The 16,411-nt window shown below is 63.7% G+C and carries 17 protein-coding genes; 12 read left to right on the forward strand and 5 right to left on the reverse strand.

All coding sequences use genetic code 11. The features are described 5' to 3' along the window. Positions 1–99 precede the first annotated feature (99 nt). Positions 100–822, reverse strand: a complete 723-nt coding sequence (locus DFR38_RS15475) for a TetR/AcrR family transcriptional regulator (RefSeq protein ID WP_110313600.1) — start codon at positions 820–822, stop codon at positions 100–102. A gap of 38 nt (positions 823–860) precedes the next feature. Beyond that, the gene (locus tag DFR38_RS15480; RefSeq protein WP_059287430.1) at positions 861–2,375 is read right to left on the reverse strand and encodes an MFS transporter; all 1,515 of its coding nucleotides are present in this window, start codon (positions 2,373–2,375) and stop codon (positions 861–863) included. An 86-nt stretch (positions 2,376–2,461) separates the two neighbouring features. On the opposite strand from DFR38_RS15480, the gene DFR38_RS15485 reads away from it, so the two are divergent. Together DFR38_RS15485 and DFR38_RS15490 are read left to right on the forward strand one after the other, a co-directional pair. Further along, positions 2,462–3,463 carry a LysR family transcriptional regulator gene (locus DFR38_RS15485; RefSeq protein WP_059287429.1) on the forward strand — a complete coding sequence of 334 codons (1,002 nt, stop codon included), beginning with the start codon at positions 2,462–2,464 and terminating at the stop codon, positions 3,461–3,463. Positions 3,464–3,501: 38 nt separating this feature from the next. Further along, entirely contained in the window at positions 3,502–4,152 is a 651-nt protein-coding gene (locus DFR38_RS15490) for a TetR/AcrR family transcriptional regulator (protein ID WP_059287428.1), read from the forward strand. Between the two features lie 15 nt (positions 4,153–4,167). On the opposite strand, the gene DFR38_RS15495 is transcribed toward DFR38_RS15490, so the two are convergent. Beyond that, a complete protein-coding gene (locus DFR38_RS15495; protein WP_110313601.1) occupies positions 4,168–5,085 on the reverse strand; it encodes a LysO family transporter in 918 nt (305 codons plus the stop codon). A gap of 213 nt (positions 5,086–5,298) precedes the next feature. Here DFR38_RS15495 and DFR38_RS15500 point away from each other — a divergent pair, with 213 nt between their 5' ends. Next, positions 5,299–6,213 carry a LysR family transcriptional regulator gene (locus DFR38_RS15500; RefSeq protein ID WP_110313602.1) on the forward strand — a complete coding sequence of 305 codons (915 nt, stop codon included), beginning with the start codon at positions 5,299–5,301 and terminating at the stop codon, positions 6,211–6,213. A 47-nt stretch (positions 6,214–6,260) separates the two neighbouring features. Here DFR38_RS15500 and DFR38_RS15505 read toward each other — a convergent pair whose 3' ends face one another. Further along, positions 6,261–7,472, reverse strand: coding sequence for an MFS transporter (locus DFR38_RS15505; protein ID WP_059286399.1), 1,212 nt, complete (start codon positions 7,470–7,472; stop codon positions 6,261–6,263). A gap of 96 nt (positions 7,473–7,568) precedes the next feature. Between DFR38_RS15505 and DFR38_RS15510 the strand changes: the two genes are divergently transcribed. The 5 genes from DFR38_RS15510 to DFR38_RS15530 all read left to right on the forward strand — a co-directional run bounded on the left by DFR38_RS15510 (position 7,569) and on the right by DFR38_RS15530 (position 12,134). Then, positions 7,569–8,555 (forward strand): LysR family transcriptional regulator, encoded by a 987-nt coding sequence (locus DFR38_RS15510; protein WP_082693495.1) that lies wholly within the window; start codon positions 7,569–7,571, stop codon positions 8,553–8,555. A gap of 239 nt (positions 8,556–8,794) precedes the next feature. Further along, positions 8,795–9,409, forward strand: coding sequence for a TetR/AcrR family transcriptional regulator (locus DFR38_RS15515; RefSeq protein WP_059286400.1), 615 nt, complete (start codon positions 8,795–8,797; stop codon positions 9,407–9,409). A 105-nt stretch (positions 9,410–9,514) separates the two neighbouring features. Then, positions 9,515–10,255 (forward strand): NADPH-dependent oxidoreductase, encoded by a 741-nt coding sequence (locus DFR38_RS15520; RefSeq protein WP_059286401.1) that lies wholly within the window; start codon positions 9,515–9,517, stop codon positions 10,253–10,255. A 31-nt stretch (positions 10,256–10,286) separates the two neighbouring features. Continuing rightward, positions 10,287–11,387 (forward strand): N-ethylmaleimide reductase, encoded by a 1,101-nt coding sequence (gene nemA / locus DFR38_RS15525; RefSeq protein WP_059286402.1) that lies wholly within the window; start codon positions 10,287–10,289, stop codon positions 11,385–11,387. A gap of 69 nt (positions 11,388–11,456) precedes the next feature. Next, on the forward strand, positions 11,457–12,134 hold the full coding sequence (locus DFR38_RS15530) for a type 1 glutamine amidotransferase domain-containing protein (protein ID WP_059286403.1): 678 nt from the start codon (positions 11,457–11,459) through the stop codon (positions 12,132–12,134). 146 nt (positions 12,135–12,280) lie between these two features. Here the strand turns inward: DFR38_RS15530 and DFR38_RS15535 are convergent, their stop codons facing one another. Further along, on the reverse strand, positions 12,281–13,219 hold the full coding sequence (locus DFR38_RS15535; protein WP_059286404.1) for a diacylglycerol/lipid kinase family protein: 939 nt from the start codon (positions 13,217–13,219) through the stop codon (positions 12,281–12,283). Between the two features lie 295 nt (positions 13,220–13,514). On the opposite strand from DFR38_RS15535, the gene queC reads away from it, so the two are divergent. The 4 genes from queC to DFR38_RS15555 all read left to right on the forward strand — a co-directional run bounded on the left by queC (position 13,515) and on the right by DFR38_RS15555 (position 16,407). Beyond that, positions 13,515–14,219, forward strand: coding sequence for a 7-cyano-7-deazaguanine synthase QueC (queC, locus tag DFR38_RS15540; protein WP_110313603.1), 705 nt, complete (start codon positions 13,515–13,517; stop codon positions 14,217–14,219). A gap of 1 nt (position 14,220) precedes the next feature. Further along, positions 14,221–15,252, forward strand: a complete 1,032-nt coding sequence (locus DFR38_RS21790; RefSeq protein WP_059286405.1) for a 6-carboxytetrahydropterin synthase — start codon at positions 14,221–14,223, stop codon at positions 15,250–15,252. Next, entirely contained in the window at positions 15,249–15,884 is a 636-nt protein-coding gene (queE, locus tag DFR38_RS15550; protein WP_233170648.1) for a 7-carboxy-7-deazaguanine synthase, read from the forward strand. The genes DFR38_RS21790 and queE overlap by 4 nt, the downstream gene beginning before the upstream one ends. Positions 15,885–16,140: 256 nt before the next feature. Beyond that, positions 16,141–16,407, forward strand: coding sequence for a BufA1 family periplasmic bufferin-type metallophore (locus DFR38_RS15555; RefSeq protein ID WP_059286406.1), 267 nt, complete (start codon positions 16,141–16,143; stop codon positions 16,405–16,407). Positions 16,408–16,411: the final 4 nt, after the last annotated feature.

The raw sequence follows: 16,411 nt of genomic DNA on the forward strand, positions 1-16,411 counted from the left end.
TGGGCAGGCGGGATTGGTGGCGGCGCAGCAGGACTTGCTGGATGGCTTGAGCCGCGAGATAGCGGCGGCGCTGGCGGCGCAGCCGGCGTGGTTGCGGAGTCAGTAACAGAGCGCAGCGCGCTCACTGCCGGCCAGCCGGCCCGATAGCGCCACCAGCGCCGGCAAACAGGCCGAGGCGGAAGCCACACGCTCGAATGCCGCCTGCCAGGCCGGCGCAATATGTGGCCGCAGAAAAGCCAGCAATTGCCGGCGGCCATCCTCGACCACCTGGTCGGCCGCGGCCGACTGCCCGGCCCGTTCCGGGTGGGCAATCCATGCTGCCTGCAACAACTGGAAATGCACCGCCAGCATGCGGATGGCGGCAACACTGCCCTCAAACAGGCCATCCTCGCGCAGCTTGAGAAACAGCGACTCGATGCCGACGGCAATCTGCTCCACTTCGAACTTCTGATAGCTGGCGCGCAATTGTGCATTGAAGGGAAACAGGCTGGCGCTGCTTTGCAGCAGGAAGCGGTAGTCCCATTGATGCTGCAGGACGGCATCCAGCACCACCACCAGCTCCTCCAGCGAGTGACGGCGCGCGTCCGCCTCGGCCAGCAGCCAGGCCATCCGGTCGCCATAAGACTGATAGAGCGCCTGAATGATGTCCTCCTTGCTGGAGAAGTGGTAGTACAGATTGCCAGTACTCATCGCCAGGTGACGGGCAATGTGGTTGGTCGTGACATTGCGCTCCCCCTGCTGGTTGAACAATTGCAGGCTGGCCTGCGCGATACGGCTGGCGGTGGGACTGATGCCCGTCTTGCGCTTGAGTGTGGATTTCATCAGCGAGGATTTTGTCTGCCACGGCGGATGGCGAACGGTTAGTCGAATTGGCGCTGCCACAATACCAGCAGCACCAGCAAGGCGGCGATGAGGTATTCGGCCCGGAAAAAATCCTGGCAGGACAACAGCATCGCCTGCCGACCCAGCTCCCCCGCCAGCATGGCCATTCTTTGTCCCTGGCCCAGCTGTGGAAACACCTGGTGCAGATAGTCCATGGCCTGATCGAACAGCGGGTTGTTCCAGCTGAAACCTTCAGCCAGCCGCTGGTAGTGCTGCGCATTGCGCGCCTGCAAGAATACCGTGCTGCCGGCCACGCCCATCGAGATCGCCAGCTGGCGGATGATGTTCTTGGTTTGATAGGCCTGGGCAAATTGCTCGGGCTCCACCGCACGGAAGGTGCCTTGCGCCACCGCCATGATGAACAGCGACATGAAACCGCCATTGAGCAGCAGCAGCGCCACCAGATAGCGGATATCCACCGCAGGGCTGACACCGGCCATCAGCAGGCCATACAGCGCCAGCAGGGCGCAGGCCAGCATCATCATCATGCGCAGCCCCGGCGCGCTGCGGCGAAACAGCGCCGCGGCATACAACGTGGCAAAGCCGATGCCGGCCAGAAAGCTGACCGACAACAAGCGCCCGGTGGTCGGCACGTCAAATCCCAGCGCTTGCTGCACCATGACCGGCAGGATGTAGCTGTTGGCCGACACCAGCAGGTAGCAGCAAAAGTAGCAAGCCAGCCCCAGCAGATAAGGCAGGCGTGCGAAAGCCGGCCAGCGGCCAGCCTGGCCGGCATGACGGCCTTGCAGCCGGCTGGCCAGCAGTGCGGCAGCACAGCAGCCCAGCAGCAAGCCCAGCAGGATTTGTGGCCGGCTGAAAAAATCATACGGCAGTTGCTGGATCAGCCACTGCCCGGACAGCACGGCCGCCGCCAGCCAGGCCAGCGAATGGCCGGAATGCGCCGCCGGCAACTGCGCTTGCGCCTGCTGGCTCAACAGGCGCGTGGCCGGCAGCGTCAGCACCAGCCAGGGCAGAATGCCCCAGAATATCCAGCGCCAGTCCAGATGCAGCAGCGCCTGCGCGCCCAGCAAGGGGCCCAGCGCCGAACCCAGCATCAAGGCATAGCCAAAGCACAGCAGGCCCAGCATGCGGCTGCGTTCCTGCAAGCCATGCACCTCCACCCGCGCCGCCGTGAAAAACACCGCCCCACCCAGCCCCTGCACCGCCCGGCCAATGATGAAGGCGCCGGGTGAGGCGGCGCAGGCACACAGCACCGCCCCCAGCCCGAACAGCAGCAGCGACAGCCGGACAAAGCGGCGCAAGCCCAGCCACTGGCAGCACCAGCGGTGATTGAACAACACCAGGATGGCCGCCGTGGCATAGGCCATGGCGGCGTAGCTGAATTCTTCCGGAGCCGCGCCTATGCCCCCCATCACCGCACTGGCGGCAAAATTCAGCATGCCGTTCTGGATGAATTCCAGGCTGGCCACCAGCATGATGGCGACCAGATAGGCCGGGGAGAAACCGTTTGGGCGGGCAGTGGCAGACGACATGGCGGCATGACCTGATAAGCAGTGCTGCCAGTGTAGGAGGAGCAAATACTTTAATAAAATCGATATTTGTCATACCATTTATTATTATGAATAATATCGACCCCCTGCTGCTGCGACGGCTGGATCTGAACAGCCTGGTCGTGCTGCACACCCTGCTCACCACCCGCAGCGTCAGCCAGAGCGCCGACAAGCTGTGCCTGGGGCAGCCCGCGGTCAGCCATATCCTCAAGCATCTGCGCCAGCAACTGGCCGATGAGCTGCTGTGCCGCTATGGCCGCAGCATGGTGCTCACCCCACTGGCCGAATCACTGCTGCTGCCGCTGGGACAGTGGCTGCAACAAGGACAGCAGCTGCTGCAAGTACATGCCTTCGATATCCGCAGCATCAGGCAGACCGTGCGCCTGGCCATGCCCGATCTGCTGGAAGCCGCCCTGTTGCCCGCACTCATCATCGCGCTGCAAAAAGAAGCCCCCGGCCTTACCCTGGAAGTACAGGCCATGGCGGCACGCCAGGTTGAAGCGGCGCTGGCCGACGGCCAGATCGATTGCGCCATCGGCTACTTTCCCCGGCTGCAAGGCCATGCCTGCCGCCAAATCATCCTGGACAGCCGCTTCATCTGCCTTTATCACCCGGACCAGCTGACACTGCCGGCCATGCTGAGCGCCAGCGCCGTGGCGCAAGCACCGCATATTTTCACCTCCTACACCGGAGAGAGCGCCGGCCTGATCGACGACTACCTGCGGCGACACGGCCAGCAGCGGCGGATTCTGGCCAGCACGGCCAGCCTGCTGGCCATTCCCGGCATTCTCGAACAGGTCGCGGCGGTTTCCGTATTGCCGGAAGTCATCGGCCCCATCGTCCAGCGCCACAGCCCCGGCCTGCACTGGCAGCCCATCACCGATGCGGCCCTGACCATTCCCATCGAGTTGCTGTGGCATCCCCGATTCAATGCCGACCCCTTGCAGCAATTCCTGCGGCAACTGATCATCAGCCAGGCCGCCCTGTTGCAACAAGCGATAGCCAGTTTCATTGCCGGCCCGCCGGACCAGCACGGCCGCGGCCGCACAGCGAGCGCCGGCCAGGCATGACGACATGCTGCACCAGCAGCCCAATCAACGAGAACACCATGCGAGTAAAAAGCGAAGCGCGCCGGCAAGCCATCATTGAAGGCGCAGCCAAAGTCTTTCTGGAACACGGCTATGAAAGCACCTCCATGCTGGAGATCGCGGCACGGGCCGGCGTGTCCAAACCAACGCTCTACAGCTATTTCGAATCAAAAGACGAGCTGCTGCTGGAAGTGATGAAAATGCTGATAGCGGAACTGATGCCGTCTTCCTTCGCCCAGCTGCAATCCGACCAGGACCTGCCAAGCTGCTTGCAGCGCTTTGGCGAACATTTTCTTGCCCACGTGCTGCAGCCGGACCTGGTCACCTTGCGCGGCATCATCATGACCGAAGGCCGCCGCTCGGACATCGGCGCCAGGCTCTATGAAAAAGGCTGGTCGCAAGAAGTCGGCAAACTGGCCGCTTTCCTGCAACAGGCCATGGCGGCGGGCCATCTGCGGCCGGCCAATCCGGCCACGGCAGCGGCCCATCTGCTGGGCATGCTGGAATCGGAATACCAGGACTACCTGCTGGGTGCCACGGCAGGACCGGCCCAGCCACAGCACATTTCCCGTACCGTGCAGGACGCCGTCGACGTCTTCCTGCGTGGCTATGCTCCCGCCCCCAAGGCCGCACAGCTGGATGTGGCGGCCTATCAGAAATACTACTACTGAGCCCGGCCGCCAGCCTCAGCCAGTGGCAGACAGGCAGACCATGATCAACAGCGGGCTGAGCAGGGTCAGCACAAAACCGCTGATCAGCGCCAGCGACACATGCTGGCTGCCACACTGCTGGCGGATCAGCGGCAGGGTGGCATCCAGTGCGGTGGCACCGCAGATGCCGATGGCCTCACGGCTGAAGCGCGCGCCCACCAGATACAGCATGGCAATGGCAATCAGCTCGCGAAACAGATCAACCAGCAAGGCGATGGCGCCATACACGCTGCCCAGCTTGCTGCCGACCAGAATGCTGGACAGGGTCACCCAGCCAAAACCGCTGGACAAGGCCAGGCCGGTCCATAGCCCCTGGCCGGTAAACAGGGCCGCCAGCAAGCCGCCAGCCAGCGAGCCGGCCACCACCAGCAAGGGTACCGCCATCACAGCCGGGGCACGCCAGGCAGCGCCCAGCCTTACCCCCACCAGATCGATACCGACCAGCACAATCAGCAGATAGAGCAATTGCGTGGTGGTGACACCCGCCAGCCAGGGCAGCGGGTAGCTGCTGGCCACCACCCCGGCCGCCACCATGCCCAGCGCCAGCAGGCAATCGCGCAGCGCCTGCCATAGCTGGGGCCAGGATGCCTCCGCCCCCTGCCCGGCCGCCCTGCCCTGGTGCGGCTGGGGCAGGCAGCACAGGATCAGCCCCCACGGCAGCAGGGTGGTCATCAGGGCAAACACCAGCGCCGTGCCCAGGGCCTGGCCCAGCCCGGCAGCCGCCGTCAGCACATGGCCAAATTCCTTGCCGCAAAAAAACAGCAGCAGCCAGATCAGCGGCGTCAGCAGCCTGGCGGCATGGCGCGAATGCTGGCGCGGCAGCAGCAGCCCTGCGCCATAGCCGGCCAGCAAGGCCAGCAGAATGGGAAGGATGGCCGCCACAATCAGCTGCATGACCGGCCCGCCCTGGCAATGCCGCTGGCGCCATTCCGCCGCGCCAGCGGGCTGGTGATGTGGTAGTGCATGAAATTCTCCCCTTGCCGTGACGGCAGCTGCTGTTCAAACCGTCAGTATTCAGCAGACGGGCCATCACAGGAATGAACAAGATTTGCTTTCAGAATTCCACAAAGCGGAATAATCTGCCGACAGACCGACACAGGAGCCATCATGCTGAACCGGCTGGAAATGCTGCGCATCTTCTGCTGCGCCGCCGAGACGCGCAATTTCAGGGAAGCGGCCCAGCAATTGGGCATCTCGCCGCAGGCAGTCACCCGCGCCATCCAGCAGCTGGAAAGCCAGCTGGGCGAATTGCTGTTTCACCGCAATACCCGGCAGTGCCGGGTCACACGCAGCGGCGAGCGCCTGGCCGCCCAGGCCAGGCTGAGTGTCGAAGGCATAGACAGCCTGTTCCGCCTGGCCGAAGACAGCGCCACCCAGCCGGTGGAAGGGCATGTGCGGCTGACCGCGCCGGAAGCCATCGGCCAGGCCAGCCTGGTACATAGCCTGGCGCGGCTGCGCCAACAGCACCCCGGCCTGCGCTTCGAACTGCATCTGGAAGACGATGAAACCAATGTGGTGGACGAACAGATCGACATCGGCATCCGCCATGGCCTGATCCGCGACAGCCGCTTTGTCGCCCGGCAGGTGGCGGAAGTGCGCTTCTTCATGGTGGCCTCCCCCGCCCTGCTGCAACAGACCGGCAGCCCGCAAACCCTGGCCGAGCTGCAAGCCCAGCCCGTGGTCAGCACCATAGACCAGCGCACCGGCCGCCCCTGGCCCTGGTTTTTCCGGCAGGACGCGCAATGGATCCCGCGCGAACCGGCCTTGCTCGGCAACAGCACGCAAGCCGAGTGCGCCGCCGCGCTGGCTGGCCTCGGCTTTGCCCAGCTGCCCGGCTTTATCGCCATACCGCATCTGCGCCAGGGCACGCTGTGCGAAGTGCTGCCGGCGCTGGCCCCCATGCCGTGGGCGCTGAGTGTGTACCGGCCACAGCGCAGCCCGGTGCCGCCGCGCATGCGTGCGGTGTACGACTGGCTGGTCAGGGACTTTTCCAATCCCGACTTCTTCCCGGCCAGCCCCTGAGCACACAGGCCAGGCAGGCGATGGCTGCCTGGCGGCCCGGCCTACAGTCAGCGCCAGCGCACCAGCAAGGCCAGCAGTGCAAGAACGGTGCTCATGCCGGTCACCGCCAGCCAGCCCCATTGCGCCAGCAACAGACTGCCGCCGATGGCACCGCCCGCCATGCCGATGAAAATACCAACAAACAGTACGGCGTTAAGCCGGCTGCGGGCTGCGGGCTCAATGCCGTACACGATGGTTTGGTGGGCAATCAGGGCGGCTTGCACCCCCAGATCAAAGCCGATGGCCCCCACACCCAGCAGCCACAGCTGCGCAGCAGGTGTCAGCCAGGGGGCCAGGCACAGGACAGCAAACGCGATGGCAGTAAGCCCGGCACCCAACCGGGTCACCATGGCCGGGCCACGGCGATCTGCCAATTGCCCGGCCAGCGGGGCGGCCAGTGCTCCGGCAGCACCGGCCAGACCAAAACTGCCGGCAGCGGCGCTCCCCAAATGAAAAGGCGCGGCATGCAGCATGATGGCCAGCGTGGACCAGAAGGCACTAAAAGCCATGGACAGCAGCCCCTGGGCCAGCGCGGCCCGGCGCAACGCGGCATGCCGGCGCAGCAAATCCCACAGCGAAGCCAGCAGCCGGCCATACGACAGGGTCGTGGTCGGGGCAAAGCCGGGCAGCCAGCGCCATGCGGCCGCAGCAATCAATGCCACCCCCGCAGCCGCCAGCAGAAACATGCTGCGCCAGCCCGCCTGCTCGGCCACCAGCCCGCTCACCACCCGCGACAGCAGTATTCCCAGCAACAGGCCGGTCATGACCGTGCCCACCACCTTGCCACGGCTGTGCTCATGCGCCAGTGTCGCCGCTGCCGGCACAATATCCTGCGCCACGGTGGCTGTCAGCCCGACGGCCAGGCTGGCCGCCAGCAAAACAGGCAGCGACGGTGCCAGCGCACAGGCCAGCAAGGCCAGCACCAGTAATAGCGACTTCAGCACGATGATATGGCGGCGGTCATGGCGGTCACCCAACGGTGCCAGCAGCAGAATCCCCAGCGCATAGCCAAGCTGGGTCAGGGTGGGAACCAGCCCGATGTCGCGGCTGCTGGCACCGATGGACCCCGCCAGCACGCCCAGCATCGGCTGGCTGTAATACAGCGAAGCCACTGACAAGCCGGCGCCGGTGGCCAGCAACAAGGTCAGCGCCCGTCCCGGCTGCTGCGGCGCGACCTGGCCTGCGCCAGCCTGCTCATGCGTTTCATGGATGATGGTCATGTTGTAGCACTCCGTAGGAAGAATGGAGTGCAGTGTGCATGCAATGGCAGCAAGGATGTAGCAGGCTGACATGCAGATCTGTTATACATTCAACGTATGAAAAAAGCCGTCATCACCAGCCATGGCACATCCCCGTCGCGGGTAAGCGATCACCTGCAATCAGCCGGTGCCGGCGACCGGCTCGCACTGATGCAAACCTTTGTGCGCATCGTTGAAGCGGGCAATCTGTCGGCCGCCGCCCAACAGCTGGGCACCACCCAGCCCACAGTCAGCCGTCGCTTGCAGACGCTGGAAAAATCACTCGGCGTACGCCTGTTGCAGCGCTCCACCCACACCATGCGCCTGACCATGGACGGCGAGCGCTGCTTTGCCCGGGCCAAGGAATTGCTCTCCAGCTGGGACGCCTTCGAATCCGAACTGCGCGGGGCTGGCGAACAACCGGAGGGCGTGCTGCGGGTCGTGGCACCCCATGCCTTCGGCCAGGAAAAATTGATCGCCCCGCTGGCAAGCTATTTGCGACGCTATCCACGCATGCGGGTGGAGTGGCTGCTGCATGACGACTCTGCCATTCAGGACTTCATCAGCTCCGGCATCGACTGTGCCATCCAGGTGGGTGAGATCACCGACTCCTCGCTGGTTGCCATCAGGCTGGCGGAAGTACCGCGCATCGTGGTGGCCGCACCCTCCCTGCTGAGCAGCACCATGCCGCCACACACGCCGGCAGATCTGGCCAGCCTGCCCTGGCTGGCCCTGCGCACCTATTACCGCCATGAAGTCCGGCTACGCCATCTGGCCAGCGGCGAAGAACAAACCATTCCCATTGAGCCACTCATCAGCACCGACAGCCTGTACGCGCTACGTAGCGCAGCAGTCATGGGACTGGGCGTGGGCGTGGGCTCAGCCTGGGTCATGACCGAAGACCTGGCAGCCGGTCGCTTGCAACAAGTGCTGCCGGAGTGGCAAGCCGCGCCCTTGCCAGTCAGCCTGGTTTATCCCTATAGCCGCTTCTATCCGGCGCGCTTGCGCTGCTTCATGGAAGTGATGCGCGCGGCATTGCCGCAGGCGATTGCGCCAACGACCTAGCGTGCCGCAGTTTTACTGTATGAGGCCATCGTCTTGGGCAAGCTGGCATAGCTGCAACGCTATGCAATACCACGGCAGGAAAGGCCAGCACTGCCCGCCCAGGCGCATGCAGCATGCGGCTGACACCCGTTCCGGCCAGCCTGGCTACACATGCGTGGCCAGCCCATCCGGCAAATCCGCACACGCTGTTTTGATAAACAACTTGCAAACTAGACGACTGGTCTAGTACTATTCACTGCATGTCACGTCCCAGCCAGTTTTCCGATACCCGCGAACACCTGCTTGCCACCGGAGAGTCCATCATCCTGGGCAAGGGGTTTTCTGCCGTGGGCCTGGCCGAAATCCTCGGCTGCGCCGGTGTGCCCAAAGGTTCGTTCTACCATTACTTCCGTTCCAAGGAAGGCTTTGGCGTGGAAATGCTGCGGCGTTACTTTGAACATTACGATGCGCGCCTGCTGGAAGCGCTGGACCCAAGCCAGGGGGATGCACGCAGCTGTCTGCTGCACTATTTCTCCGGCTGGCTGGACCGCCACCAGCAATGTGATGAAGGCAATCAGAGCTGTCTGGCCATCAAGCTGGCGGCCGAGGTGTCCGACCTGTCCGAACCCATGCGCGAAGCGCTGGCCGAGGGCATGGGCCGGGTAATTATCCGGCTGGCCGACTGTATTCGCCGCGGTCAGCAGGAAGGCAGCTTGTGCACCCGCCTGTCGGCCGAAGACACCGCAGGCAGCCTGTACAGCCTGTGGGTAGGTTCCGCCCTGCTGTTCAAGGTGCAACACACCCAGCAGCCCATGCTGCAGGCCCAGGCGCTGACCGCCGCCATGCTCAAGCCAGGTGACTGTCAGGCAGGCTAACAAGATAAGCAACACGCATTGATCTTGCCCGCCCTTGCGGCGGGTATTTTTGACACAGCAACTAGACGACCGGTCTATTTATTTTCACCCACACGGGAGAATGCCATGAACAGCACATTGGAACTGATGCAGCAGCATCGCAGTGTCCGCAGCTACCAGGACAAACCCATCCCCGCCGCAGTACTGGATACGGTACTGGACGCCGCCTGGAAAGGCCCTACCTCCATCAATGGCCAGCAGGTGTCGCTGGTGGTGGTGCAGGACGCCGCCCGCCGCCAGCAGATTGCCGAGATTGCCGGTGGCCAGCCGTGGATTGCCCAGGCCCCGGTGTTTGTCACCCTGGTGGTGGATTTCTACAAGACCCGCCTTGGAGTGGAAGCTGCCGGTGCCAAGCAGGTGATTCAGGACAGCGTGGAAGGCTTTGCCGTGGGCGCGGTGGATGCCGGCATTGCGCTGGGCAATCTGATGACCGCCGCCCGCGCTGCCGGCCTGGGCGTGGTGCCCATCGGCGGCATCCGCCGCAATCCGCAAGCCATGATCGAGCTGCTGCAATTGCCGGAATACACCTTCCCCATTGCCGGCGTGGTGATGGGCTATACCGATCAGGACAGCAGCATCAAGCCGCGCCTGCCGCGTGCCAGCTTTGTCCACCACGAGCACTACCAGGCTGCGCAGCTGCCCGAACACATCCGCCAGTACGACCAGACGCTGAGCGCCTACTGGCAACAGATCGGCCGCAGCGACGGCCTGCCGTGGACGGCCAATACCGCCCAGTACTACCAGAATGTCTATTTCCCCGATGTCGCTCCGCTTGCCCGCAAACAGGGCTTTGGTTTTGATCGTTAATCATTTCATCTGCACAGGAAAGGTCTGATTCATGAGCCTGGATAAACTGTTTACCCCGCTGCAAGTGGGTGCCGTCACCCTGAACAACCGCGTGGCCATGGCCCCGCTTACCCGCCTGCGCAATACCGAGCCGGGTGATGTGCCCACCGAGCTGTCGGTGCAGTACTACACCCAGCGCGCCAGCGCCGGGCTGATCATTGCCGAAGGCACCCATATCTCGCGCACCGCCAAGGGCTATGCCGGCGCACCGGGCATTTATAGCGAAGAACAGGTGGCCGCCTGGAGCAAGGTGAATGCCTCCGTTCACGCCGCCGGTGGCAAGACCGCGCTGCAACTGTGGCACACCGGCCGTATCTCGCACCGCTCCTTGCAGCCGGATGGCGAAGCCCCGGTAGCCCCGTCGGCCATCCGCGCCGAGAGCAATACCAATGTGCGCCAGCCGGATGGCAGCCTGGCCCGCGTACCCTGCGATGAGCCGCGCGCGCTGGAAATCTCCGAACTGGCCGACATCCTGGAAGACTACCGCCGCGCCACCGACAACGCCCGTCGCGCCGGTTTCGACCTGGTGGAAATCCACGGAGCCCACGGCTATCTGCTCGACCAGTTCCTGTCGCCGGAAGCCAATGTGCGTACCGATGCCTACGGTGGCAGCGTGGAAAACCGCGCCCGCTTCCTGCTGGAAGTGGTGGATGCCGTGGTGGCCGAATGGGACGCCGAACACGTAGGCATCCGCATTTCGCCGCTGGGTGTGTTCAATGGCCTGTCCAATGTGGAAGAACAGGACATCGCGCTGTATGTGATCGAACAGCTGGCCAAGCGCAAGCTGGCTTTCCTGCACATTTCCGAGCCGGACTGGGCCGGTGGCCCGGCGCTGAGCGAAGCCTTCCGTCAGGAAATCCGCAAGCGCTATCCGGGGGTGATCATCGCCGCCGGTGGCTATAACGCGGAAAAAGCGGAAAAGCTGATTGGCGAAGGCTATATCGATGCCGTGGCCTTTGGCCGCAGCTATATCGCCAACCCGGACCTGGTGGAACGCCTGCGCAGCGGCGCCGCGCTGAATACGCCGGATGCCGCCACCTTCTACGGTGGCGATGCACGGGGCTATACCGACTACCCGACGCTGAACAACTGAAGCTGCATCACAACTAGCCAATGGCCGGGCCGGCAACACGGCCCGGCACACACCACACGAGAACACCCCATGAAAAAAGTCCTGTTTGTCCTCACCAGCCATGACACGCTGGGCAATACCGGCCACAAAACCGGTTTCTGGATCGAAGAATTCGCCGCACCTTACTACGCGCTGGCCGACAAGGGCGTTGCCATCACCCTGGCCTCGCCCAAGGGTGGCCAGCCGCCGATCGACCCCAAGAGTGCCGACCCGGCCTTCAGCACCCCGGCCACCGAACGCTTCAACCAGGACGCTGCCCTGCAAGCCGTGCTGGCCAATACCGTGGCGCTGGACAGCGTAAACGCCGGTGATTTCGACGCCGTGTTCTACCCCGGCGGCCATGGCCCGCTGTGGGACCTGGTCGACAACCGCGCGTCCATCGCCCTGATCGAAGCCTTTGTTGCCGCCAGCAAGCCGGTAGCCGCCGTCTGCCATGCCTCGGCCGTGCTGGTGAATGCGCGTGATGGCGCAGGCCAGCCGCTGGTAGCCGGACGCAAGGTCACCGGTTTTTCCAATACCGAGGAAGACGCGGTTCAACTGACCGACATCGTGCCGCTGCTGGTGGAAGACGCGCTGCAAGCCAAGGGTGGTCTTTATGAAAAAGGCCCGGACTGGGGCGTGTTTGCCGTGGAAGATGGCCTGCTGATTACCGGCCAGAACCCGGCCTCGTCCGAACTGGTGGCAGAAAAACTGCTGGCGCGGCTGTAAGACAGTCCTCCCGCGCCCTGCCCGGCCCCGCCTGCTGCGGGGCCTTTTTATTGCGGCAAAGCCTTGCAACGACTGCCAGAATAGCAGCGCGATGCAGGGAAAGTAGCAAGAGCAAGACGCAGCAACCGTGTTGTGCCTGGCCGCGGTTAATGCGCCCCCTCCTGCGCGCCCAGCGCAGACAGACAGCGCAGCGCCTGCGGCACCACCTCGATATGCGCCGGCGCATGGCCGGCCAGCTCGCCATCCACCTCCAGCGGGCAGTTCTGGCCCGTGATGCGCAGGCTGCGCACACTCAGATAGCGCACCCGCTTATCCAGCACCGGCTGCGCCTTGCGCAAGGTGGGCAGGAAACGCACAAAATCCCAGCTGCCGGCATTGGCAATCATCACCACCTCCAGCAGGCCGTCATCCAGCCGCGCCAGCGGCGCAATGCCCAGACCGCTGCCGAAATAGCGGCCATTGGCCACACACAGGCTGATGAATTCACCGCTGATCACCTCGCCATCATCCACCACCAGCTGCATGCGGCGTGGCCGGTAGCGCAGCAGGGTCAACACGATAGACCAGTAAAAAGCCACACTGGCCGGCAGCCAGCGCGGCAGCCGCTTTACCTGCTCCACGATGGCAGAGCTGATGCCCAGCGAGGCAATATTGCCAAACCACACCACCCGCTCACCTTCAGGTCCACCCGCCAGCGTCAGCCGCCCCAGGTCGATACGGCGCACCTGGCCGGCGCGGATCAGCCCGTCCAGCTGCTCCACCGAATCACTCACCCCCAGCGAACGCACAAAATCATTACCCGTGCCAAAAGGCAGCGCCCCTAGCGCCACCCGCTCACGCGCCGCAGCCGGCGCACGCATCACGCCGTTGATCACTTCGTGGATGGTGCCATCGCCGCCCACGGCAATGAGAAAGTCGCAGCCCTGCGTCACCGCCGCCAGAGCCATGGCTTCGGCACTGACGGCCGAAGTGGTGATGTGAATGTCCACCTGGAAGTGCTGGCCAAACTTTTCCAGCAGGCGATTGGGCAGCGAGCGCGGGCAGCGCTGGCCGTGCAGGATGAAAACCAGCCGGGTCTGATCCATAACATAAAGAGACGTGAAGTGAAGGGCTGGATTATCAGGCAGATGTCATGCTTTTGAAACATCCACCTGGTGGCAGCCACCAGGGCCGGCAGGATGGGGACAAAACAGCAAAATCAAGGGCATAAACCCGGCGCAAACTGGCCGGGGCAGCAGTTTTCTGGTAGATTTGGCGGTTTTGCTGCGCCGTTCACAGGCTGCCGCCGCCTGCCGGGTGAGACCGATCCCGTGTGTGCGACGCGACAGCGCCGGCCACAGCCAGCAAGGCCACCTCGACTGTTTATCGATGGATCACACTATGAACCCCAATTCCACGCCGACTGCGGAAAAAGCCCTGGTGGTGCTTTCCGGCGGTCAGGACTCCACCACCTGCCTGTACTGGGCGCTGCAAAAATTCGGCGCCGGCAATGTGGAAGCCGTCACCTTTGATTATGGCCAGCGCCACCGCGTGGAGCTGGACTGCGCGCGCAAGATCGCCGCCATGGCCGGCGTACGCCAGACCGTGCTGCCCATCGACACCTTTGCCGCCATTGGCGGCAATGCGCTGACCGACGACAGCATCCAGCCGGAAACAGGCAGCCGCGACGACGACGCCCTGCCCAATACCTTTGTGCCGGGCCGCAACCTGATCTTCCTCACCTTTGCCGCCGCCTTTGGCTATACCCGTGGCGCACGCCATATCGTTACCGGCGTGGCCCAGACCGACTACTCCGGCTACCCGGACTGCCGCGAAAACACCCTGCAGGCACTGCAGCTGGCGGTACGGCTGGGCATGGACAGCCGGGTCGAACTGCACACCCCGCTGATGTATCTGAGCAAGGCCGAAACCGTCACCCTCGCCCAACAAACAGGCGCGATGGAAGCGCTGGCCTGGAGCCATACCTGCTATAACGGCGCGGTGCCACCCTGCGGCCATTGCGCCTCCTGCGAGCTGCGCGCCAAGGGCTTTGCCGAAGCCGGCGTGGCCGACCCGCTGGTCGAACGCTGCGCCAGGGAGGTCTGACATGCATGCATCCTGCCTGCTGGCCGGTGGCCGCTTTGAAGCGGCGCGCCGCGTGCCCGGAGACGAACAACGCCTGAACGGCCTGCACGGCCACAGCTTCCGTGCCCTGGCCCGTGCCGATGTCACCCACATTGCACAAAACGAACTGCACGCCGCACTGGAGCGGGTACTGGCACCGCTAGACTATGCCGATCTCAACCAGCAGCTGGCACAGTGCGACGACCTGAGCCTGGCGCAGCACATCAAGGATGCCCTGCCCTGCCCGGCCGCCCTGCTGCTGCAAAGCACCCCCGAGCGCGGGGTGATGCTGGAAAACGGTACCGCCCTCTATTGGATCGCCGCCCGTTTCGAAGCCGCCCACCATCTGCCCAATGTGCCGGCCGGCCACAAATGCGGCCGCCTGCACGGCCACGGCTTTGGCGTACGCATTGTTGCCAATGCCCAGTACTGCAGCCAGCGCCAGCTGGAAGCCGCCTGGGCACCGCTGTTTTTGCGGCTGCACCAACGCTATCTGAACGACATTCCGGGGTTGGAAAACCCCACCAGCGAGGTGATTGCCGCCTGGCTGTACCACGCGCTGCAAGACGCAGGCCTGACAGGCCTGGCCTGGGTGGAAGTACGCGAAACCCATACCGCCGGCAGCCAGTTCGACGGCAAGCGCTTCCGCATCTGGAAGGAACAGCGCTTTGAAAGCGCCGTGCCTTTCGACTGCCATGGCAACTACAGCGGCCACAGCTATCTGGTGCGGCTGATGCTCACCGGCAGCCTGGACCGCACCATGGGCTGGCTGCTGGACTTTGGCGACGTCAAGGACCGCTTCAAACCGCTGTACCGCCAGCTGGACCACAATCCGCTGGACAAGCTGGCCGGCGTGCGCGACGGCCACAGCCAGTCGGTGGCCGAGTGGATTCATGCCCACCTGTCACCACTGGTGCCGGAGCTGGCCCGTATCGACCTGATGGACGACGAGCACAGCGGCGTTTCCCTGCTGTTCCATGACGACATGCGCTGGCCGCTGTTGCAGGGGGAATGAGCATGTACACGGTAAAGGAAATCTTCTATACCCTGCAGGGCGAAGGCCGCCAGGCTGGCCGCGCCGCCGTGTTCTGCCGCTTTGCCGGCTGTAATCTGTGGTCGGGCCGCGAGGAAGACCGCAGCAAAGCCGTCTGCCAGTTCTGTGATACCGACTTTGTCGGCACCGGTCCGGACGGCGGCAAATTCGCCAGCGCCGCCGAACTGGCTGCGCGCATTGCCAGTGAATGGCCAGCCGGCAGCGGCGGCACGCCCTATGTGGTATGCACCGGTGGTGAGCCGCTATTGCAGCTGGACGCCGAGCTGATCGCTGCCCTGCATGCCGAGGGCTTTGAAATCGCGGTGGAAACAAATGGCACCATCGCCGCCCCGGCAGGTATTGACTGGATCTGCGTCAGCCCCAAGGCGGGTGCACCCTTGCTGCAAACCAGCGGCAACGAGCTGAAGCTGGTCTACCCGCAAGCCACCCAGCTACCGGAAACCGTCGCCCACTTGCAGTTCGACACTTTCTACCTGCAGCCGATGGACGGACCGGAGCTGGCAGCCAATACCCGCGCCGCCATTGCCTACTGCATGGCCCATCCGCGCTGGCGGCTGTCGGTGCAGACGCACAAGGTGGTCAACATCCGTTAAACCGTCGGGCGCCTGGTCGCCCGATTTTTTTTTGCCTGTCATTGTAAGAAGCCGACAGTAAGGCCGACTTATGCTGCAGAGACGGTCACGCAGCAGGCTTGCGGGAAACATCGTTGAAATTTTTGCAACAGCAGCCAAGCGCAGCGAAATGCAAATAATTTCAAAAAATTTTCCGCCACCGTGTAAGAAAGCCCCGGCCCGCGCGACTGACTCCTGAAACCCGGCACTTGCCGCTACCCCCCGACAGGAGATTGACATGAACGCTTCCAAGACCTTGCTTGCTTCCGCCCTCGGTGCTGTCGTTACCCTGGCCGCCCTGGCCGCCGCACCGGCCCAGGCCGCCGAACAGGAAAAATGCTATGGCGTGGCCATGGCCGGCATGAACGACTGCGCCTCCGCCACCGGCGTGCATGGCTGTAAAGGCCAGGCCACCATGGACAAGGACCCGGGCGACTGGAAGCTGGTAGCCAAGGGCAGCTGCCAACAGATGGGTGGCAATACCATGGCACCAATGAAACAATAAACAG

Origin of the sequence: Aquitalea magnusonii (assembly GCF_003202035.1) — a bacterium.
In the GTDB taxonomy this organism is placed as follows: Bacteria; Pseudomonadota; Gammaproteobacteria; order Burkholderiales; family Chromobacteriaceae; genus Aquitalea; species Aquitalea magnusonii.